This is a genomic window from Pseudomonas panipatensis (assembly GCF_900099785.1).
Classification (GTDB): Bacteria; Pseudomonadota; Gammaproteobacteria; order Pseudomonadales; family Pseudomonadaceae; genus Pseudomonas; species Pseudomonas panipatensis.
On sequence record NZ_FNDS01000015.1, the window covers coordinates 1 to 16,258 of the forward strand.

Sequence of the window (16,258 nt, forward strand, 5' to 3'; positions counted from 1 at the left end):
CGTTGAGCTAACCAATACTAATTGCCCGTGAGGCTTGACCATATAACACCCAAACAATTTGGTGTTAGACGGTGAAGTCGACGAACCGAAAGTTCGCAAGAACCGCAAATACCTGAATCACATACCCGAATTCGGATGAGCGTTGAAAGACGGGCATCCTAAAGAATTGCTTGACGACCATAGAGCGTTGGAACCACCTGATCCCATCCCGAACTCAGTAGTGAAACGATGCATCGCCGATGGTAGTGTGGGGTTTCCCCATGTGAGAGTAGGTCATCGTCAAGCACCTATCCCAAAACCCCTGGTCAGCAATGACCAGGGGTTTTGCTTTTGCGCGCGGAAAAGTCGATCGAGATGCCGGCGGGACCAAGGCAGAAGCGCAGATGCCCTAGGCAATTCCTCTAAGGCGCGTTGTAGCCGCTGTCTCGTCTACAATAGCGGCAAATCTGCCTGAGTCCTTTCATGACCGAAATAGACAGTCGCGCGCTCCGGGATCTGCCGCTGGAAGAGCTGATCGCCTGCCATGAATGCGATCTCCTGATGCGTCGTGAACACGTAGAGCCTGGGCTGAAGTCGATCTGTCCGCGATGTGGCTATGAGCTGGAAGTCCATCGCCGCGACATGGTCCGGCGGGCCCTGGCACTGGTGGTGACAGCGTTGCTTCTCTACGTTCCGGCTAACTTCTTGCCGATCATGGACATCACCATTCTCGGTCAGACCGGCGTCGATACGGTCTGGAGCGGCGTGCAGGGCTTGTATAACTCGAACATGGAAGGTGTCGGCATCCTGGTCTTTCTCTGCAGCATGGTGATTCCGCTGCTGAAATTACTCTGCCAGCTCTTGGTGCTCCTCAGCCTGCGTTTCAATATCGCGCAACGGCAAGGCATGCTGCTTTACCGGACGTATCAGCATCTGCGCGAGTGGGGCATGCTCGAGGTGTACTTGATGGGCATCCTGGTTTCGATCGTCAAACTGATCGCCATGGCGGAGTTGCATGTGGGCCTCGGACTTGCCTGCTTCGTGGCCTTGCTGTTCACCCAGGTCTTGCTGGAAGTGACCATGTCTCGCCACCAGGTTTGGGATGAGTTGTCCACGGAGGATGGCGATGCGCGCGATTGATGCCGGCATTCTGGTGTGTGGCGAGTGTCATCAGCTCAATCGCATGACGGATGAGGAGCCACAACATTGCCGCCGCTGTGGTTCGCATCTGCACCCACGCCGGCCGAACAGCATAGCGCGTACCTGGGCTCTGCTGGTCACTGCGGCGATTCTGTATATCCCGGCCAATCTGCTGCCGATCATGACGGTGAACTTCCTTGGCAGCGGTACTCCCGCGACCATCATGGAAGGCGTGGTCGAGCTGATCAACGCGGACATGGTGCCTATTGCGCTGGTGGTGTTCGTCGCCAGCATTCTGGTGCCGACATTCAAGCTGGTGGGCATTGCCCTGTTGCTCTACTCGGTGCAGCGCCATCAACCGCTATCGGCGCGCCAGCGCATCGTCATGTACCGCTTCATCGAGTGGATCGGACGCTGGTCGATGCTCGATATCTTCGTCATCGCCATCCTGGTGACCCTGGTGAATTTCGGCAACCTGGCCAGCATCGAGGCGAATCTTGGTGCGGCGGCATTTGCCAGCGTGGTGGTGCTCACCATGTTGGCGGCAGTGACTTTCGATCCCCGACTGATTTGGGATAACACGGACGCGGAAAACAACGATGAGTGACCTCCCAACGCCCAAGACGCGCAAAACCTCCAACTGGTCGGCAATCTGGATACTGCCGTTGATCGCCTTGGCGATCGGCGCATGGTTGGCCTGGCGCGCCTACGATCAGGCCGGTGTGGTGATCCATATCCAGTTCGAGAGTGGCGAAGGGATCCAGCCGAACAAGACCGAGGTGATCTTCAAAGGGATCGCCATCGGTAAAGTGATCGACATGCACGTCAACCGGCCCAATCTCAGCGTCAATGCCACCATCGAGATGCGCAAGGAAAGTGCTGACTACCTGAGCAGGCAGACACGCTTCTGGCTGGTCAAGCCGCGGGTGTCCCTGGCGGGGGTGACCGGATTGGAAACCCTGGTATCCGGCAACTACATCGCCGTCGACCCGGTGAAGGGCGATCTTCATCACGACTTCGTCGCGTTGAAGGAGCCGCCACCGTTGTCGGACAGTCTGCCGGGCCTGCACCTGGTACTGAAGGCCGAGCGCCTGGGTTCGCTCGAGCAGGGAAGCCCGATCTATTACCGGCAGATCCAGGTCGGTCAGGTGAAGAGTTATCAACTGGCCGATGACCAGAAAACCATCGAAGTGAAGATTCATATCGAGCCGGCCTACGCTGACTTGGTGCGCAAGAACACGCGCTTCTGGAATGCCAGTGGCATCACGCTGTCCGGTAACCTGACCGGCCTCAAGCTGCACACCGAATCCCTGGCCAGTATCGCCGCGGGGGGGATCGCCTTCGCTACGCCGGAAAACTACCCGGATAGCCCGCCAACCGATCCGAGCAAGCCCTTCCGCCTTTATGAAGATTTCGATGCCGCCCAGTCCGGCCTGAACGTGCACCTCAAGGTGCATGATGTCAGCGGACTCAGTGCTGGCAGCACTCCGGTCGTCTACAACGGTGTGCAGGTCGGGACGGTCAAGAACATCGACATGGACCAGGACTTCAATGGCGCCACCGCCACCTTGTCGATGGACCCGCGCACCGAGGATTTCCTCAATAGCTCGACCGAGTTCTGGATGGTCAAGCCGAGCATTTCGCTGGCCGGTATCACCGGCCTGGAAGCGTTGGTGAAGGGCAACTATATCGCCGTGCGGTTCGGCAAGGCCGGCGAGCCGACGCGGGAGTTCAGCATTCGTCCGAAGGCGCCGCCACTCAATCTCGATGCGCCTGGCCTGCACATCGTGCTGACCAGCGACAAGCTGGGCTCGCTGGACGTCGGCACACCCATCCTCTACCGGCAGCTTCAGGTCGGTACCGTACAGAGTTACCAGTTGTCGCGCGATCGCCAGCGCGTGGTGATCGGTGTGCATATAGAGCCCGAGTACGCCAACCTGGTGAACACTTCGTCGCGTTTCTGGAATGTCAGCGGGGTGACCTTGAGTGGCGATCTCAACGGCATCAAGTTCAAGAGCGAATCGCTGCAGACACTGATCTCCGGCGGTATCGCTTTCGATACCCCGGACCCCAAGGCGGCGGCCCTGACCAAGGTGCGCCGTTTCTCCCTGTATGACAGTGAGGAAAATGCCAAGGCCGCGGGCCTCATGGTGTCTCTGCATGCGAGCAGCGCCGAGGGACTGCGCGAAGGTACGCTGATTCGCTTCAAGGGCATGGAGGTCGGCCGGATCGAGCAGATCGATTTGGACAAGGATCTGTCCGGCGTGCAACTGAAGGCCCGCCTCACCCGTGCGCAGGAGCGTATCGCCCGTCAGGGCAGTCGTTTCTGGGTGGTCAAACCGCAGATCGGTCTGTCGGGGGCGGAGAACCTCGGCACCCTGGTCAGTGGCCAGTACATCGAGGTGCTGCCGACGGACAAGCCCGCTCCGGCGCAAGTCGCCTTCAACCTGCTGGAGCAGGCACCGAATCGCCTGCTGGATGCCGAAGGTCTGCGCCTGACCCTCAGCGCGGCCCGGCGCGGTTCGCTGAAGCCCGGCGTGCCGGTGACCTATCGCGAGGTGCAGGTCGGGAGCGTGACCTCCTTCGAGTTGGGCGAGCAGGGCGACCGGGTTCTTATCCACATCCTCATCGAGCCGCGTTACGCGCCCCTGGTGCGCAGTGGCAGCCGTTTCTGGAACAGCAGCGGCGTGGGAGTCGATGCCGGCTTGTTCAAGGGCGTGAAGCTACGCACCGAGTCGGTCGAGACCATTCTCGCCGGCGGGGTCGCCTTCGCCACGCCGGACAATGCGCAGATGGGCGAGCCGGCGCGGCCGGGACAGACCTTCGCGCTCTTCGACGAAGCCAACGATGAGTGGCTGCAGTGGGCGCCGAAGATCCCGTTGGACAAGGCTCCGGCGCTCCGTTGAGGCGCCGGGCGCTGCGCCGCCGCTGCGCTGGGGAAGTGAACAGGCCGCCGTCGGTGTCGCACCGGCGGCGGCCTTTTCGCGTCAGGCGGGTTCGGCGCTCGCCTCGGCGTCGGCGGCCTGGGCGCCCGCCAGTGTTTCGCGGCGGCGAATGAACTTCCAGTCGGCTTCGTCGATGTAGATGCCGTTGGGACCGCTGCCACCTTCCAGGTCGATCGCGACCTGCGCCGATACCTGCGGTTTCACGCTCGCCAGAATGGGCACGAAGCCCAGTTGCAGGCTGGTCTCCAGCAACGCGGCCTGGTTGCGCTCGTCGATGTCCGCGGCCTCGTCGAGGTAGTACGGCAGACGAATCTTGCCGGCCTGCTCGCGATCCATCAGGTGCAGCAACAGGTACATGTTGGTCAGCGCCTTGATGGTCATGGTGGTGCCGTTGGATGCCGCACCGTCGATGTCCGTATGGACGATCGGCTGGCCGCCGACCTTGGTGATCTCGAAGGCCAGCTCGAACAGGTCCTTCAGGCCCAACTGGTTGTTGTTCGCCGCCACCAGGCGCGACAGGTAGTCCTTGGCCTCTTCGTTCTTCGCATCCTGGTCGGCGCTCTGGGTCAGGTCGAACACCGAGAGGTTTTCGCCTTCCTCGTATTGCCCGGCGCTGTGGATGATCTGGTCGATGTGGCGCAGGGCGTCCTTGTTCGGCGCCAGGACGATGCGGAAGCTCTGCAGGTTGGAGACCTGGCGCTTGTTGATCTCGCGGTTGAACAGGGCGAGCTGGTGTTCCAGGTTGTCGTAGTCGCTGCGGATGTTGCGCAGGGTCCGGGCGATATCGGTGACCGCCGCGCGCCGCGCCTTGGCCAGGGTCAGGGCTTCGTCCTGGCGGTGTGCGTAGGCATTGATCAGCAGGTGCAGGCGCCGCTCCGGATCATCCTCGCTGTCGAACTTGGCCACGCCCTTCAGGCGCACCTGCGCGTACAGCGCTTCGATCTGGCCGTCGATGCGCTGCAGTTGCTGCCAGGTGTCCTGGTAGTCGTTGAGCAGCGGCAGCAGGTTGTCCAGGGAGTCGTCCACCGGCTCCATGAAGGGGGTGCCGAAGGGCAGGTCGGCGGGCAGCAACTGACGGCGACGGAGGGCGTCGTCGAGGGTGCGCTGCTTGGCTTCCAGGTCGGCCAGTTGCCGGCCCACCAGTTGTAGCTTGGCGGAGAGCTGCTGGACGCGCTCGGTGAAGGCATCGGCCGAGCGCTTCAGTTCGTCCTGGGTGGCTTCCAGTTGCGCCAGGGTTTCCAGCTTGGCCGGTTCTTCGGCGCTGAGGGTCTGGCTGCGGCGGAAGTCTTCCAGGGCCTTTTGCGCGTCCAGCACTTCCTGGTACAGCTTGTCGGCCTGGGCTTTGCTGGCGTGGCGGTCGGCGGCCACCGCCTGCTGGGTCTTGAGCTGCTTGAGCTCCTTCTCCAGGCGCTCCTTCTGGTCGCGCAGGGCGGCACGGTCGGCCAGGGCCTGCAGCGCCGGCGGCTCGATGTGCGAGAGGTCGATGCTCAGGCCGGGCACTTCGAAGCGCTCGCCCTTGAAGGCATCGAGGATTTTCTCGACGCTGCCGACCCACTGGCCGTCCTCGTCCAGGCTGACGCCCTTGTCGCCGAGCGGCAGGCTGAACAGGGCGCCGTTGAACAGGCGCATCAGGCGCTCCACATCCTGCTGCGAGAACTCCTCGCGCAGGCGCGCGTAGCTGTTGTTGTCGGCGTGTTCGAGCTGCTGACGGACGTTCTTCAGGCGCTTTTCCAGGTCGCGCAGGCGCTCGTCGAGGTCTTCGCTGGAGAACTGCCGCGAATGGGCCAGGGCGCCGGCCAGTTCGTCGTGGGCGTCCTTGGCGGCGAGCAGTTGCTGCTCCAGCACCTTGGCGTCCTCGACCAGGGCGAAGCGGTTCTTCAGCACCGCCAACTCCCCCAGCCAACGCTGGATTTCGCTGATTTCGCGCTCCAGGCGCATCAGCTCGGCGGTGCCGCCGCGCTGTTCGTTCTGCAGGCCATCCTGCTCGTTGCGGTAGTGCTCGGCCTGGATCACCAACTCTTCTTTGCGCGCCCCGGCATAGTCTTCCCAGGTGCCGAGCAGGCTATCGAGCAACGGCGACAGGCGGTGCATCTTGCCGCGCAGGAACTCGCGCTGGCTGACGCCGTTGGCCAGGGCCTCGACCAGCGGGCCGGCGGCGACCAGGGCCTGGTAGTCGCCTTCCATGCGGCGCACGTCGCGGAAGGCTTCTTCGCAGGCGGCGATGTAGTCGACGCTGCCCGAGCGCAGGCTGTGTTCGAAGGCATCGAGGAACAGCTGCTTGAGCTTGGCCGCGGTGATCTCGCGCATGTGCAGCAGGTTGATGAACAGCGCGCGGAAGGTCTTCAGGCTCTGCTCGCTGGTCGAGCGCAGCGGGATCAGGGTCAGGTCCAGCGGCACCGACGTGTGGCCGCCGACCAGCAGTCGGCGCAGCTCATCGGGTTTCAGCTCGTAGGCCTTCAGGCCGGCGCGTTCGAGGCTGGCGTAGAGTTCGCGCAGGCGCAGGCAGGTGCCGTTCTTCTGGTAGTGATCGAGGTCCAGCTCGCCCTCGTAGGCGAAGAACTGGTGGCCGAAGCCGCCGCCCGGACCACGTCCGCCGACGCCGATCACATGGCGGCCGTGGGGCAGTTCCAGCTCGATGAGGATATAGCTGGTGTCGGTGGCGAAGTAGAACTTGCGCGAGGCTTCCAGGCTGTACTTGCCGAAGCTCATGTCCGACATGCGCGCCAGGATCGGGAACTGCAGGGCGTTGATCGAGGCGCTCTTGCCCAGGTTGTTGGCGCCGTAGACCGACAGCGGCTGTTCCAGGGGGAACACGCCGAGGCTGTAACCGGCGGTGTTGAGCAAAGCGAAGCGGCGAATGCCGTAGCGTTCCTGGGTCATGCCTGGGCCTCCATGTCGGCTTGTTCTTCGGCAATGGCGCGGGCGATGGCGTCTTCCTCGCTTTCTGCTTCAAGGACGTCGGCGGCGGGCTGCACAGCCGGCTCGGCGAATTCTTCGAGGCTGACGATGGGCTCCTCGTCCTCCTCGATCAGCACCGGGGCGACGAAGGCCAGGTCCTTGGCGTGCAGGCTGGCAGCCAGGTCGCGGTCCTGCTGCACCGACAGGCAGACGTCGAGGAAGCGGTGGATCGGCGGCAGGAAACGGTACACGCCGTTGTCCTCGGCGGCGAAGCCGAGCTGGGTCATGCGCCGCATGACCTTTTCTTCGAGTTCTTCCTGGGTCTGTACTTCGGCCTGCAGGAACAGGTCGCGGTACTTTTCCAGCAGCGCGGGCAGTTCATCGCGGCCGAGGCTGCCGCCGTCGAGTACGGCGAGCGGGTCGCGGCCCTGGTCGGCAAGGTGCTCGACGAGGATGAAGGTGAACAGCGCCAGGCGCTGGGCGGTCTTGTTCACCTGGGCGCCGATCTGCTCGGGAACGAAGTAGTAGAAGCCGCGGGTGTCGCAGACCAGTTCGAAGCCCAGGGCGCGGAACAGGGCGCGGTACTGGTCCTGCTGGTTGGACAGCTGGCTGTACAGCTCCGGGTCGCGGCGGCTGACGTGGAAGCCCTTGAACAGCTCACGGAAGATCGGCGTGAGCTGGGTCAGTTCGGAAAGATTAATTTGCATGGGGTTCGCTCGCAGTGTCCTTGCTGGAGAGCAGGGCGAAAGAGCACAGGCTGAGGCTGTGCTGGGCGGTTTCGTAGTCGCGGCGTTCGAGGCGTTCGCGCTGGAAGCGGCCGTCTCGCGACAGGCGCGAGAACCAGTAGAGCAGCTCGTCGGTGGCGCCCTCCGGTTCCTGTTCGAGCAGCCAGCGCATCAGGTCCGGCAGCGGCAGCGCGGCCTGGCAGCGATCGAGCATCTCGCGCGCGGTGCGCGGCGCGCGTTGCGGCCCATCGCCCTTGCGCGCGCCGCTGGCCTTGGGGAAGTGCGCCGGCTTGGGCTCGAAGCGGGCCAGGGCGAAGACATAGCTTTCCACCTGCGAGGCGCTGCCGAGGAAGGTGCTCTGCGGCCGGGTGAACAGCGGCAGCGCGGCCTGCGGCACGGCGTCGATGCCCTTGCGGCGGATCACCGACAGGGCCAGGGCGGCGCCACGGGTGATCGCATTGTGCCGGCGCGCCTCTTCGCGCAGCGGCAGCAGCAGTTCGCGGGCGCGGCGCAGGGTGAGCTGGGCGGTGGTCTGCATTTCCAGGATGCGTGCGTGGGTACGTAGCAACTGGTCGTCATCCACCAGTTGGCCGAGGCGCTGCTGTTCGCCGAGCAGGCGCAGCAGTACCTGCTCGACACGGCGCACGCCTTGCTCGAAGGCGCCATCGGCGGAGACCAGTTGGATCATTGGCTCGACGTACTCGTCCCAGGTCGCCAGGACTTCGGCGTAGCGCTGGCGCAGGGGAATCTGCCGGTCACTGGTCTTGGCCCGCTCGGCCACGGCGATCAGTGCCTGTTCGTCATTGGCCAGCTTCTTCAGCACGTCGCGTACGCGCATGTCGAGCAGGCGCAGCTGGCGGGCCAGGTCGTTGCCGTCGCGCACCTCGAAGGCGTCGCGGATATAGCCGGCGAGGCGTTCCAGGTGGCGCAGGTAGGCCTCGATTTCCAGGCACAGACCGAGGCGGTGCTCATGGCGCAGGTAGGCGAGGAAGTCATGGATCTGGGCGTTGAGCTCGAAGCGGTTGGGGCTCTTGGCCACCGGCACCAGGATATCCAGGCGGATCCACTGGTCGAGCAAGGTGGTGATGTCCGCCGGGGTGCCTTCGGGCAGTTGCGCTATCAATTGCAGGCGCAGTTCCGACAGGCTCAGGGTGCCGCTGTCGAAACGCTCGCAAAGCGGTTCGAGCAGGGCCCAGTGTTCGGCGAGGGCGCGCAGTACGCGTCTGGGATCGATCATCGGGAAGCCGCAGGTTGTGCCAGGGACGGATAAAGGGGGCGATTGTACTGCAAAGGTTCGCCCTCGGCGGAAGGGGTGACGAAACGCGGCAGTTTGCGCCGCGCGACGCGTCGAGCGAGGCTTCCAAATCGCCTTGCAAGGCGTCTAAGCCTATGAAATTTCTGGCATGTTTTCTGCGAGGGAGGCTGCATCCCATCGCGATATGCCGCCATGACTTACGATGCCGCCCTTGCCAAGGCCCGCTGGGCCGAACTGGAACGTCAGAACGATCTCGACTGGGATCTGGATGCCATTACCGACCGCAATGAGGCCATCGCTTTCCTGCAGCGTTTCGAGAATCGCCTGTGCATCTACTCCTCATACGTGGAGAAGCTCTACAGCAACTACAGCTTCGTGATTCCCGAGAACCAGGAAGGCGGCATCACCATCCTGCCCAACGAACAGGCCTGGTTCGATACCTTCCATGACATCCCGGCCGACGCGGTGGAACCCACCGGCATCCACATTCTTCCGGGCGAGACCATGGGCCATCGCGGCCTGTACCTGAAGATTCCGGGCGAGCACCGCCTGGTCGCCTCGGCCGAGTTGCCTTTTCAGGATGGGCTGAAACTGCTGATCAACCGTTACCGCATGCGTGACGAGCCTTTCCTGCCTGTTCTGGTCAAGGGCGACCTGCGCGAATACGAGGCGCGCATGCCGTCGCTTCACCTGCATCGGCTGAACACCGCCAAGCTGCAGGCGCAGTCGCGGCTCAACCTGGATGCCATCAAGGGGGCCATCGCCGAACACCTGATCGGGCTGTTCCGTCACGGCTGATGGTCGCGATCCTGCTCGCGCGGATGGCTCTGCAGCGGGTCCGCCGAGCGCATGAGCGCCAGCCTCGGCGGCGGCCTGTATGAAAAAGTAACAAGGGGCCTCGCTGCCGCCGTCCGGTCGGCCCGGCGCGGATTGCCCCCGCAGGCTTTTCTCTACTATGGGTCGGCCCGCCGCCTCTTCCGAATTCCTATAGTGGGCATCAGGCCGTATCGGCACTGAAGTCGAACGATAAGAAGAAGAGGTGAGCATGGCGAACAGCTTCACGTCGGGGCAGCAGTGGAGCGCTGGCCTGCAGGCTCAGGGCTTGCGATGCGCGGCGCTGGTCTTGGGCGTGTGCCTGAGCCATGGGGTGCGGGCCGATATGCTGGCGCTGGACGACGACCAGCTTGCCGAGGTGCAGGGTGCTGGCATCGGCTTTGTGGTCGACAACGCCATGGTCGACGGCAGCAAGGCCACCACCACTATCACCGGGCTCACCGACCCTAGCGGCAAGAGCGTCTCCATCGCCGTCAGGAACCTCTATCTCGGGGCCACCGGAAGCAACAAGGGCGCCACCCTCGCGCCGGTGACCATCGGCCGCCTGGCCTATCCCTTCAAGCTGAATCTGTACAAGGGCTCGGTCCTGACCACCCAATTGAGCGATGGGCGCACCGTCAGCACCCTGCCCAGCGATGCCGACGTGCTCGAACTGGCCTTCCCGCCGCTGATCAGCGGTAGCGCCGGCCAGCCTTGCATCAGCGGCTATGCCGGCGCTGGCAGTGGTTGTTCGAGCCGGGCCAGCGAAAAGCTCGACCTGGGGGCGCGCTTCGATTTCACGCTACCCTCCGGCACCACCACCCGCACCGACGTGCTCAACCTGAACTTCCAGGAGCTGGCGATGGATGGCAGTTACCTGCGCTTCTGGGGCTCCAGTGCGCGCAGCCAACTGGTCGGCGAGCTGCGCCTGAATCTGTACGCCAAGACACTGGACATCATGTCCTGCGCTGCCGGAACCACCAACTGCAGCAGCGCCGCGGAGATGGCCGCGCGCAGCGTCTACCTGACCAACGCCTACGCCAGCGTCGCCCTGGGGTACGGCAAGTCGCAGCCGTTGCTGTTCTCGGTGGCTTCCGATGGCAACTTCAATCTGGAGCTGCCCGCGCTGACCAGCGCCAATGCCGCGGACTTCTATGCCAATGCGCCGCGCACCAGCCTGGTGATCGACAACCTCAACTTCGGCGGTACCCGACCCAGCTATGGCGTGGCGCCTGCCGATGGCAGCGGTGTCAATCTCGGCCGCAGCGAGCTGTCCGGGTTGAGCTTCAACTACCTCAAGGTGACATCGCACAGTCTCTGATGGGGGAGGGCGGCACGATGAGACAACCAGACTCGACGTCCGGCGTGCGCAGGCGCTGCGCCCAGGGGCTGCTGGCGCTGTTCGCCAGCCTGCTGCCGCTTGCCGGGCTGCAGGCGGAGTTGCGCAACCTGGCGGACGACGATCTGGGCAGCGTGGTGGGGCAGAGCGGTTTGAGCCTGAGCATCTCCGCGACCCTGCAGCGCAACACCGCCAATACCCGCTGCCCGGGCGGTTGCGGCGCGCGCCTGGCGATCCAGCCGGCCGGCAGCGGCAATAACTTCCTGATACTGGACAACATCAGCGGAACGTTCAGTTTCGATGAGACCACCCTGGACGTCGTCACCATCAGCAGCGGTTTCGGCGGCGACGGCGCAGCCTTCAACCGTCAGGTCCTGCGAATCGGGCTGAAGGACGTCAACTTCAACAACGTCAGCCTGACCCTGGCCGGGGCCAACAAGGCATCCGGCAGCGCGACCGGGCTGAGCCAGACCGACTTGATCAGCGCCCGGGTCGACGGTGTTCTGCATGTGCAGGGCAACCTGAACCTGTTCCAGGTCCCGGCGCGATGAATGGGATTTCCGTGAGCCACGAGAAGAACAAGAGAGGGGCGCTCATGAACGCCAAACGCTTGCCCTGGCTGATCTGCGCAAGCCTGGGGCTACTGCTCGGCCTTGCCGGGGCGGCCCGCGCCGAACTGCGTGCGCTGAGCGACAGTCAATTGTCGGACGTTACCGGCCAGGCCTTCATCAACCTGGCCACCGACGCCAATGCCGGGATCAACTACACAAGGCTCAACGTAGGCGCCACCGTGCAGACTCAGTTGAACATGAACAAGCTGCAGCTCGGGCTCTACAACCGCAGCGGGGAGGCGGCCAACACCGCCGACATCGCCATCAACAACTTCGCCCTGGGCACGGTGAACAACAAGACCGGGCAGATCAATCCCTTCACCATCGTCGATCCCTATGTCGAGTTCGCCTACAACGGCAACAGCCTGGTGGGCCTGCGCATCGGCTTCAACCAGGCCAAGGGGGTACTGTCCGGCGACATCCAGACGCTGACCGGCAACGTTCCGGTGCATATCAAAGGCTCGGCGGATGCGGTGTACAACAATGCCAGTGGCTTGCAGCAGACCGTTCTGTTTCTCGGTGGTATCTACCGCTCATCGACCCTGGAGGCGGACGCCAACCTGGTCGACGGTAGCGGTAACTCCGATCCGGTGCGCGGAACCATGGCCGGCATCAAGAACGGCGACGGCCTGACCTGCACCAGCGGCTGCGTGCCGTTGATCTCGGATGCGGCGCTGGCGATCGTTCGCTCCCAGGGCTGCGCCATCCTCGGCATCACCACCTGCTTCAATCTCCGGCAATTCCAGTCGCTGCCGGTGGGCGACCTGTCCCAGGCCGGCATGGCCGGGGCGGCCAAGGGCTTCTTCATCTCCCTGCAGAGCCAGGATGTGCAGTGGCGTGATTTGGATACCGGGGCGATGGTCACCGCACTGAAAGGCGCCTTCATGAACATGCCGAAGTATCGCGACGCCAGCGGCAACCTCGTCTCGCCGATCAATATCGACTTCAACCAGGCCTTTGGCGGCATTCCGCGCCAGGACACCTGCGTCGGCATGAACAAGGGCTGCTGAGCGCTCCTCCCGCCGGCTGCCCTTTCCGTCGGGCGCGTTTCACGCGACAATCCCGCCTCGTCGCGATGCTCCGCGCGTCCGCAAGAGCCTTACAGGTACACGACCGTTGATCGAAGAAGCCCGCCGCCGCGCCTATCTCGGCGCCATGCAGGTCGCCTCCTGGCTACCACGCGTGGCCTTGCCCTTCGCCGCGCCTTCGCGTCCTGAACTGCTGCAAGCCCCCGAGCAGCCGGAGGCGGAAGTGCCTGCCAGCGCTGCACCCTCTGCCCCACCCCAGCAAGCGCAGCCAACGGCGTCGCGTCCAGCGATTCCCGTGATCGTGCCGCGTCCGGCTGCCCAGGCCAGAGCCACGGCGCCCGAGGCGGAAGCCGAGGCACAGGCGCCCGCTCCCCGCGCACCTGTCGAAGCGCCGCCGCGTTTCGCCCTGCAATTGCTGCGTGCCGGCGCTTGCGCCCTGCTGGTCGAGCTGCCGACCGGCGAGCCCTTGGCCAGCCGTGACCCGGCCTACCTGCTGCTGAAGGACCTGCTGCGCGCCGCCGGCCTGCCGGACAGCCCGCAACTCATCGGTGAGCCGGTGCGTTGGCCGCTGCTCGCGGGCGGAAGCCTGGACCAGGGCCCGCAGGCGGCACGCGAGTTCGTCCAGGGCTTCGTTGCTGCGCGCCTGGAAGAGAGCGGTCCGTGCACCTGCTTGTGGCTGGTCGGCCGGCCAGCCGTGCGTTTCGCCGGAGAGGGCGACGAAGAATCCCTTTACCGCGAACTACAGGTAGAGGAACTGGGCGTGGCCTGGGCCATCCCCGGCCTGGAGCGTCTGATCGAAGAACCCGCACGCAAAGCCGAGCTATGGCGCGCCATGCGCCGGGTTCGCCAGCGCTGGATGAGCCAGAACCAAGCATGACCGATGCCGTTTCCTTCCGCCGTATGACCGAGGCGGATCTCGATGCCGTCCTGAAAATCGAATACGCCGCTTTCAGCCATCCCTGGACGCGCGGCATCTTTGCCGACGGCCTGAAGAGTTACGACTGCTGGCTGATGTTCGAAGGCAGCCAGCAGGTCGGCCATGGGGTGATCCAGATCATCCTCGATGAGGCCCATCTGCTGAACATCACGGTCAAGCCGGAAAGCCAGGGCCGCGGCCTGGGGCTGCGCCTGCTCGAACACCTGATGACGCGCGCCAACGAATTGGGCGCGCGCGAATGTTTCCTGGAGGTCCGCGCCTCCAATCAGCCGGCCTATCGGCTCTATGAGCGCTATGGCTTCAACGAGATCGGTCGCCGCCGCGGCTACTACCCCGCGGTCGGTGGGCGAGAGGATGCGCTGGTCATGGCCTGTACCCTGCTGGACTGACCCGGCGCCACGGCCATAGCCCGCTGTCGCGCATGGGCGTAGGCTGATCACTCAATAACAAGAACAATCAGGTCGCGACATGAAGCTTTCCGCTGCACAGGTAGCGGCATTCGGCTCGCCCGGCTGCCCTGTCCTCCGTTGTTCCTCCTGCGCCTGCTCGTTGGCTGGCCGTCATGCGTTCTCCCTGCCCGGCGCCGTTTCTCCTGGCGCTGTCCTCCACCGCTGAGGAGGCCCGCTCATGTGCGATACCTTGGTCCTGCGGGGAAACGGCGTCACCTGGTTCGCCAAGAACAGCGATCGCGAGCCCGTTGAGCCGCAGCGTCTGCTGCGCTTGCCGGCGGTCCGCGGCGACAGCGCGGCGCGCCTGCATACCACCTATCTGGACATCCCACAGACGGCCGATCGCCACGCCTTGATCCTCAGCCAGCCAAGCTGGATCTGGGGCGCTGAAATGGGCGTCAACGAGCATGGCGTGGCCATCGGTAACCAGGCGGTCTTCACCTGTCTCACCAGCCGTGAAGGCGAGGCGCTGCTGGGGATGGACCTGCTGCGCCTCGGACTCGAGCGTGGCGCCAGTGCGCGCGAAGCGCTGGAGGTCATCACCCAGTTACTCGAACGCCATGGTCAGGGTGGCCCGGCCGGGTTCCGCAACAAGCGCATGCGTTATGACAACAGCTTCCTCATTGCCGATGCTGGCGAAGCCTGGGTGCTGGAAACCGCCGGTCGCTTGTGGGCGGCCAAACGCGTCGAGCGCTGGGCGATATCCAATGCCCTCAGCCTGGGTCATGAGTTCGATCTGTGCAGCGCCGACCTGCCGGGCCAGGCGCGCCGGCTGGGCTGCTGGAACGGCCGCGGAGACTTTCACTTCGCCCGGACCTTCGATGGTCGCCTGCTGCCGTGGATCGCCGGTGCGCACCAGCGCCGCCGGCTCAACCAGGAGTTCCTCGACAACTGTCCGAGCCAGCCTGACTGGCAGGCCATGGTGGTGGCGCTGCGCAACCATGGTCCGCGCGAACACAACTTCGCCCGGCACGACAACCGCCAGGTGTGCATGCACGCTGGCAGCTTCTGGCGGCCCTCGCAGACCACCGGCAGTCTGATCGCCCGTCTCGACAGCGGCGGCCCGCGCCTGGCCGCCACCGGCACCTCCGCGCCTTGCCTGTCGCTGTTCCAGCCGCTGGGATTCGATCCTGCGGCGGGCGCCTGCCTGCTCAGTGGGCCGGACGATCCCGTCGAGCAGTCGCTCTGGTGGCGCTTCGAGAGCGTACACAGGCGCGCCCTGGCCGACCCGGAATTCGCCGCCGCATTGCGTTCCGGTCATGGCTGGCTGGAGGGTGACCAACTGGCCGCATTGGACCGGCGCAGCCCAGACTGGGCGCGTCTGGCCGCCGAGGCCGAGGCCTGGCATGCCGCCTGGCAGCAATTGGCCGGTCAACTCGAACCGCGCCTGCCGCGCTGGTGGCGGCAGCATGCGGCGCCCTGAGCGCCAGGCAGCGCTTGTCAAAGCCGCTTAGCCTTACGTAAGGTGCGCCACCGAACGTGGAGGAGTGAAGCATGAACGACCTGCAAGAGTTGTTCGACAACAACGCCCGCTGGGCCGAAGCGATCAACCGTGAAGACCCCGACTTCTTCGCCAAGCTGGCGCGTCAGCAGACCCCGGAATACCTGTGGATCGGCTGCTCCGATGCGCGCGTGCCGGCCAACGAGATCGTTGGCATGTTGCCCGGCGATCTCTTCGTCCACCGCAATGTCGCCAACGTCGTCCTGCATACCGACCTCAACTGCCTGTCGGTCATCCAGTACGCGGTGGATGTGCTCAAGGTGAAACACATCCTGGTCACCGGCCACTATGGCTGTGGCGGCGTGCGTGCGGCCATGCAGGATCGCCAGTTCGGCCTGATCGACGGTTGGCTGCGCAGCATCCGCGATCTCGCCTACGAATACCGTGAGCATCTCGGTCAGTTCGACACCGAAGAGGAAAGGGTCGACCGCCTCTGCGAACTCAACGTCATCCAGCAAGTGGCCAACGTCAGCCATACCAACATCGTGCAGAACGCCTGGCACCGTAACCAGCCGCTGTCGGTGCATGGCTGCATCTATGGCATCAAGGATGGCCGCTGGAAAAACCTCAACGTCACCGTCAGCGGGCTGGAACAGTTGCCGCCGCAGTACCGCATGCGTCCTCTCGGACAGAATTGA

Annotated in this window: 14 protein-coding genes and 1 rRNA gene; 12 read left to right on the forward strand and 3 right to left on the reverse strand. The window is 64.3% G+C overall.

The features are described 5' to 3' along the window. Window positions 1-169 precede the first annotated feature (169 nt). From rrf to BLQ74_RS24605, 4 genes are all read left to right on the forward strand, one after another. Window positions 170-285, forward strand: a 5S ribosomal RNA gene (rrf, locus tag BLQ74_RS24590). A 177-nt stretch (window positions 286-462) separates the two neighbouring features. Further along, the gene (locus tag BLQ74_RS24595) at window positions 463-1,119 is read left to right on the forward strand and encodes a paraquat-inducible protein A (RefSeq protein ID WP_090267821.1); all 657 of its coding nucleotides are present in this window, start codon (window positions 463-465) and stop codon (window positions 1,117-1,119) included. Then, window positions 1,106-1,726 carry a paraquat-inducible protein A gene (locus BLQ74_RS24600; RefSeq protein ID WP_090267822.1) on the forward strand — a complete coding sequence of 207 codons (621 nt, stop codon included), beginning with the start codon at window positions 1,106-1,108 and terminating at the stop codon, window positions 1,724-1,726. Before BLQ74_RS24595 ends, BLQ74_RS24600 begins: the two co-directional genes overlap by 14 nt. Continuing rightward, entirely contained in the window at window positions 1,719-4,025 is a 2,307-nt protein-coding gene (locus BLQ74_RS24605; RefSeq protein ID WP_090267824.1) for a PqiB family protein, read from the forward strand. Before BLQ74_RS24600 ends, BLQ74_RS24605 begins: the two co-directional genes overlap by 8 nt. Before the next feature lie 81 nt (window positions 4,026-4,106). On the opposite strand, the gene mksF is transcribed toward BLQ74_RS24605, so the two are convergent. The 3 genes from mksF to mksB are packed head-to-tail and all read right to left on the reverse strand — an operon-like array spanning window position 4,107 to window position 8,924. After that, on the reverse strand, window positions 4,107-6,944 hold the full coding sequence (gene mksF, locus BLQ74_RS24610) for an Mks condensin complex protein MksF (RefSeq protein WP_090267826.1): 2,838 nt from the start codon (window positions 6,942-6,944) through the stop codon (window positions 4,107-4,109). Beyond that, window positions 6,941-7,669, reverse strand: a complete 729-nt coding sequence (mksE, locus tag BLQ74_RS24615; protein ID WP_090267828.1) for an Mks condensin complex protein MksE — start codon at window positions 7,667-7,669, stop codon at window positions 6,941-6,943. The genes mksF and mksE overlap by 4 nt, the downstream gene beginning before the upstream one ends. Then, on the reverse strand, window positions 7,659-8,924 hold the full coding sequence (gene mksB / locus BLQ74_RS24620) for an Mks condensin complex protein MksB (protein WP_090267829.1): 1,266 nt from the start codon (window positions 8,922-8,924) through the stop codon (window positions 7,659-7,661). The genes mksE and mksB overlap by 11 nt, the downstream gene beginning before the upstream one ends. Window positions 8,925-9,134: 210 nt before the next feature. On the opposite strand from mksB, the gene BLQ74_RS24625 reads away from it, so the two are divergent. The 8 genes from BLQ74_RS24625 (at window position 9,135) to can (ending at window position 16,258) form a co-directional block, all read left to right on the forward strand. Next, window positions 9,135-9,740 carry a hypothetical protein gene (locus BLQ74_RS24625; RefSeq protein WP_090267831.1) on the forward strand — a complete coding sequence of 202 codons (606 nt, stop codon included), beginning with the start codon at window positions 9,135-9,137 and terminating at the stop codon, window positions 9,738-9,740. Between the two features lie 361 nt (window positions 9,741-10,101). Further along, the gene (locus tag BLQ74_RS24630; RefSeq protein ID WP_090267950.1) at window positions 10,102-11,076 is read left to right on the forward strand and encodes a hypothetical protein; all 975 of its coding nucleotides are present in this window, start codon (window positions 10,102-10,104) and stop codon (window positions 11,074-11,076) included. Window positions 11,077-11,093: 17 nt separating this feature from the next. Beyond that, window positions 11,094-11,645, forward strand: a complete 552-nt coding sequence (locus BLQ74_RS24635; protein ID WP_090267833.1) for a hypothetical protein — start codon at window positions 11,094-11,096, stop codon at window positions 11,643-11,645. 44 nt (window positions 11,646-11,689) lie between these two features. Continuing rightward, a complete protein-coding gene (locus BLQ74_RS24640) occupies window positions 11,690-12,715 on the forward strand; it encodes a DUF6160 family protein (protein ID WP_090267835.1) in 1,026 nt (341 codons plus the stop codon). A gap of 106 nt (window positions 12,716-12,821) precedes the next feature. Next, the gene (locus BLQ74_RS24645) at window positions 12,822-13,610 is read left to right on the forward strand and encodes an energy transducer TonB (RefSeq protein ID WP_090267836.1); all 789 of its coding nucleotides are present in this window, start codon (window positions 12,822-12,824) and stop codon (window positions 13,608-13,610) included. After that, window positions 13,607-14,059, forward strand: coding sequence for a ribosomal protein S18-alanine N-acetyltransferase (rimI, locus tag BLQ74_RS24650; RefSeq protein WP_090267838.1), 453 nt, complete (start codon window positions 13,607-13,609; stop codon window positions 14,057-14,059). The genes BLQ74_RS24645 and rimI overlap by 4 nt, the downstream gene beginning before the upstream one ends. A 238-nt stretch (window positions 14,060-14,297) precedes the next feature. After that, complete coding sequence (locus BLQ74_RS24655; RefSeq protein WP_090267839.1) at window positions 14,298-15,542, forward strand: C69 family dipeptidase; 1,245 nt, start codon at window positions 14,298-14,300, stop codon at window positions 15,540-15,542. Window positions 15,543-15,613: 71 nt separating this feature from the next. After that, window positions 15,614-16,258: a carbonate dehydratase gene (gene can / locus BLQ74_RS24660; protein ID WP_090267841.1), complete on the forward strand. Its 645-nt coding sequence runs from the start codon at window positions 15,614-15,616 to the stop codon at window positions 16,256-16,258.

Bases quoted from the DNA above. Each gene is read 5' to 3' on its own strand.
- mksE (WP_090267828.1), bottom strand. From the start codon at position 7,669: ATGCAAATTAATCTTTCCGAACTGACCCAGCTCACGCCGATCTTCCGT.
- BLQ74_RS24595 (WP_090267821.1), top strand. From the start codon at position 463: ATGACCGAAATAGACAGTCGCGCGCTCCGGGATCTGCCGCTGGAAGAG.
- BLQ74_RS24600 (WP_090267822.1), top strand. From the start codon at position 1,106: ATGCGCGCGATTGATGCCGGCATTCTGGTGTGTGGCGAGTGTCATCAG.
- BLQ74_RS24605 (WP_090267824.1), top strand. From the start codon at position 1,719: ATGAGTGACCTCCCAACGCCCAAGACGCGCAAAACCTCCAACTGGTCG.
- BLQ74_RS24635 (WP_090267833.1), top strand. From the start codon at position 11,094: ATGAGACAACCAGACTCGACGTCCGGCGTGCGCAGGCGCTGCGCCCAG.
- can (WP_090267841.1), top strand. From the start codon at position 15,614: ATGAACGACCTGCAAGAGTTGTTCGACAACAACGCCCGCTGGGCCGAA.
- BLQ74_RS24630 (WP_090267950.1), top strand. From the start codon at position 10,102: ATGCTGGCGCTGGACGACGACCAGCTTGCCGAGGTGCAGGGTGCTGGC.
- BLQ74_RS24625 (WP_090267831.1), top strand. From the start codon at position 9,135: ATGACTTACGATGCCGCCCTTGCCAAGGCCCGCTGGGCCGAACTGGAA.
- BLQ74_RS24640 (WP_090267835.1), top strand. From the start codon at position 11,690: ATGAACGCCAAACGCTTGCCCTGGCTGATCTGCGCAAGCCTGGGGCTA.
- rimI (WP_090267838.1), top strand. From the start codon at position 13,607: ATGACCGATGCCGTTTCCTTCCGCCGTATGACCGAGGCGGATCTCGAT.
- mksB (WP_090267829.1), bottom strand. From the start codon at position 8,924: ATGATCGATCCCAGACGCGTACTGCGCGCCCTCGCCGAACACTGGGCC.
- mksF (WP_090267826.1), bottom strand. From the start codon at position 6,944: ATGACCCAGGAACGCTACGGCATTCGCCGCTTCGCTTTGCTCAACACC.
- BLQ74_RS24655 (WP_090267839.1), top strand. From the start codon at position 14,298: ATGTGCGATACCTTGGTCCTGCGGGGAAACGGCGTCACCTGGTTCGCC.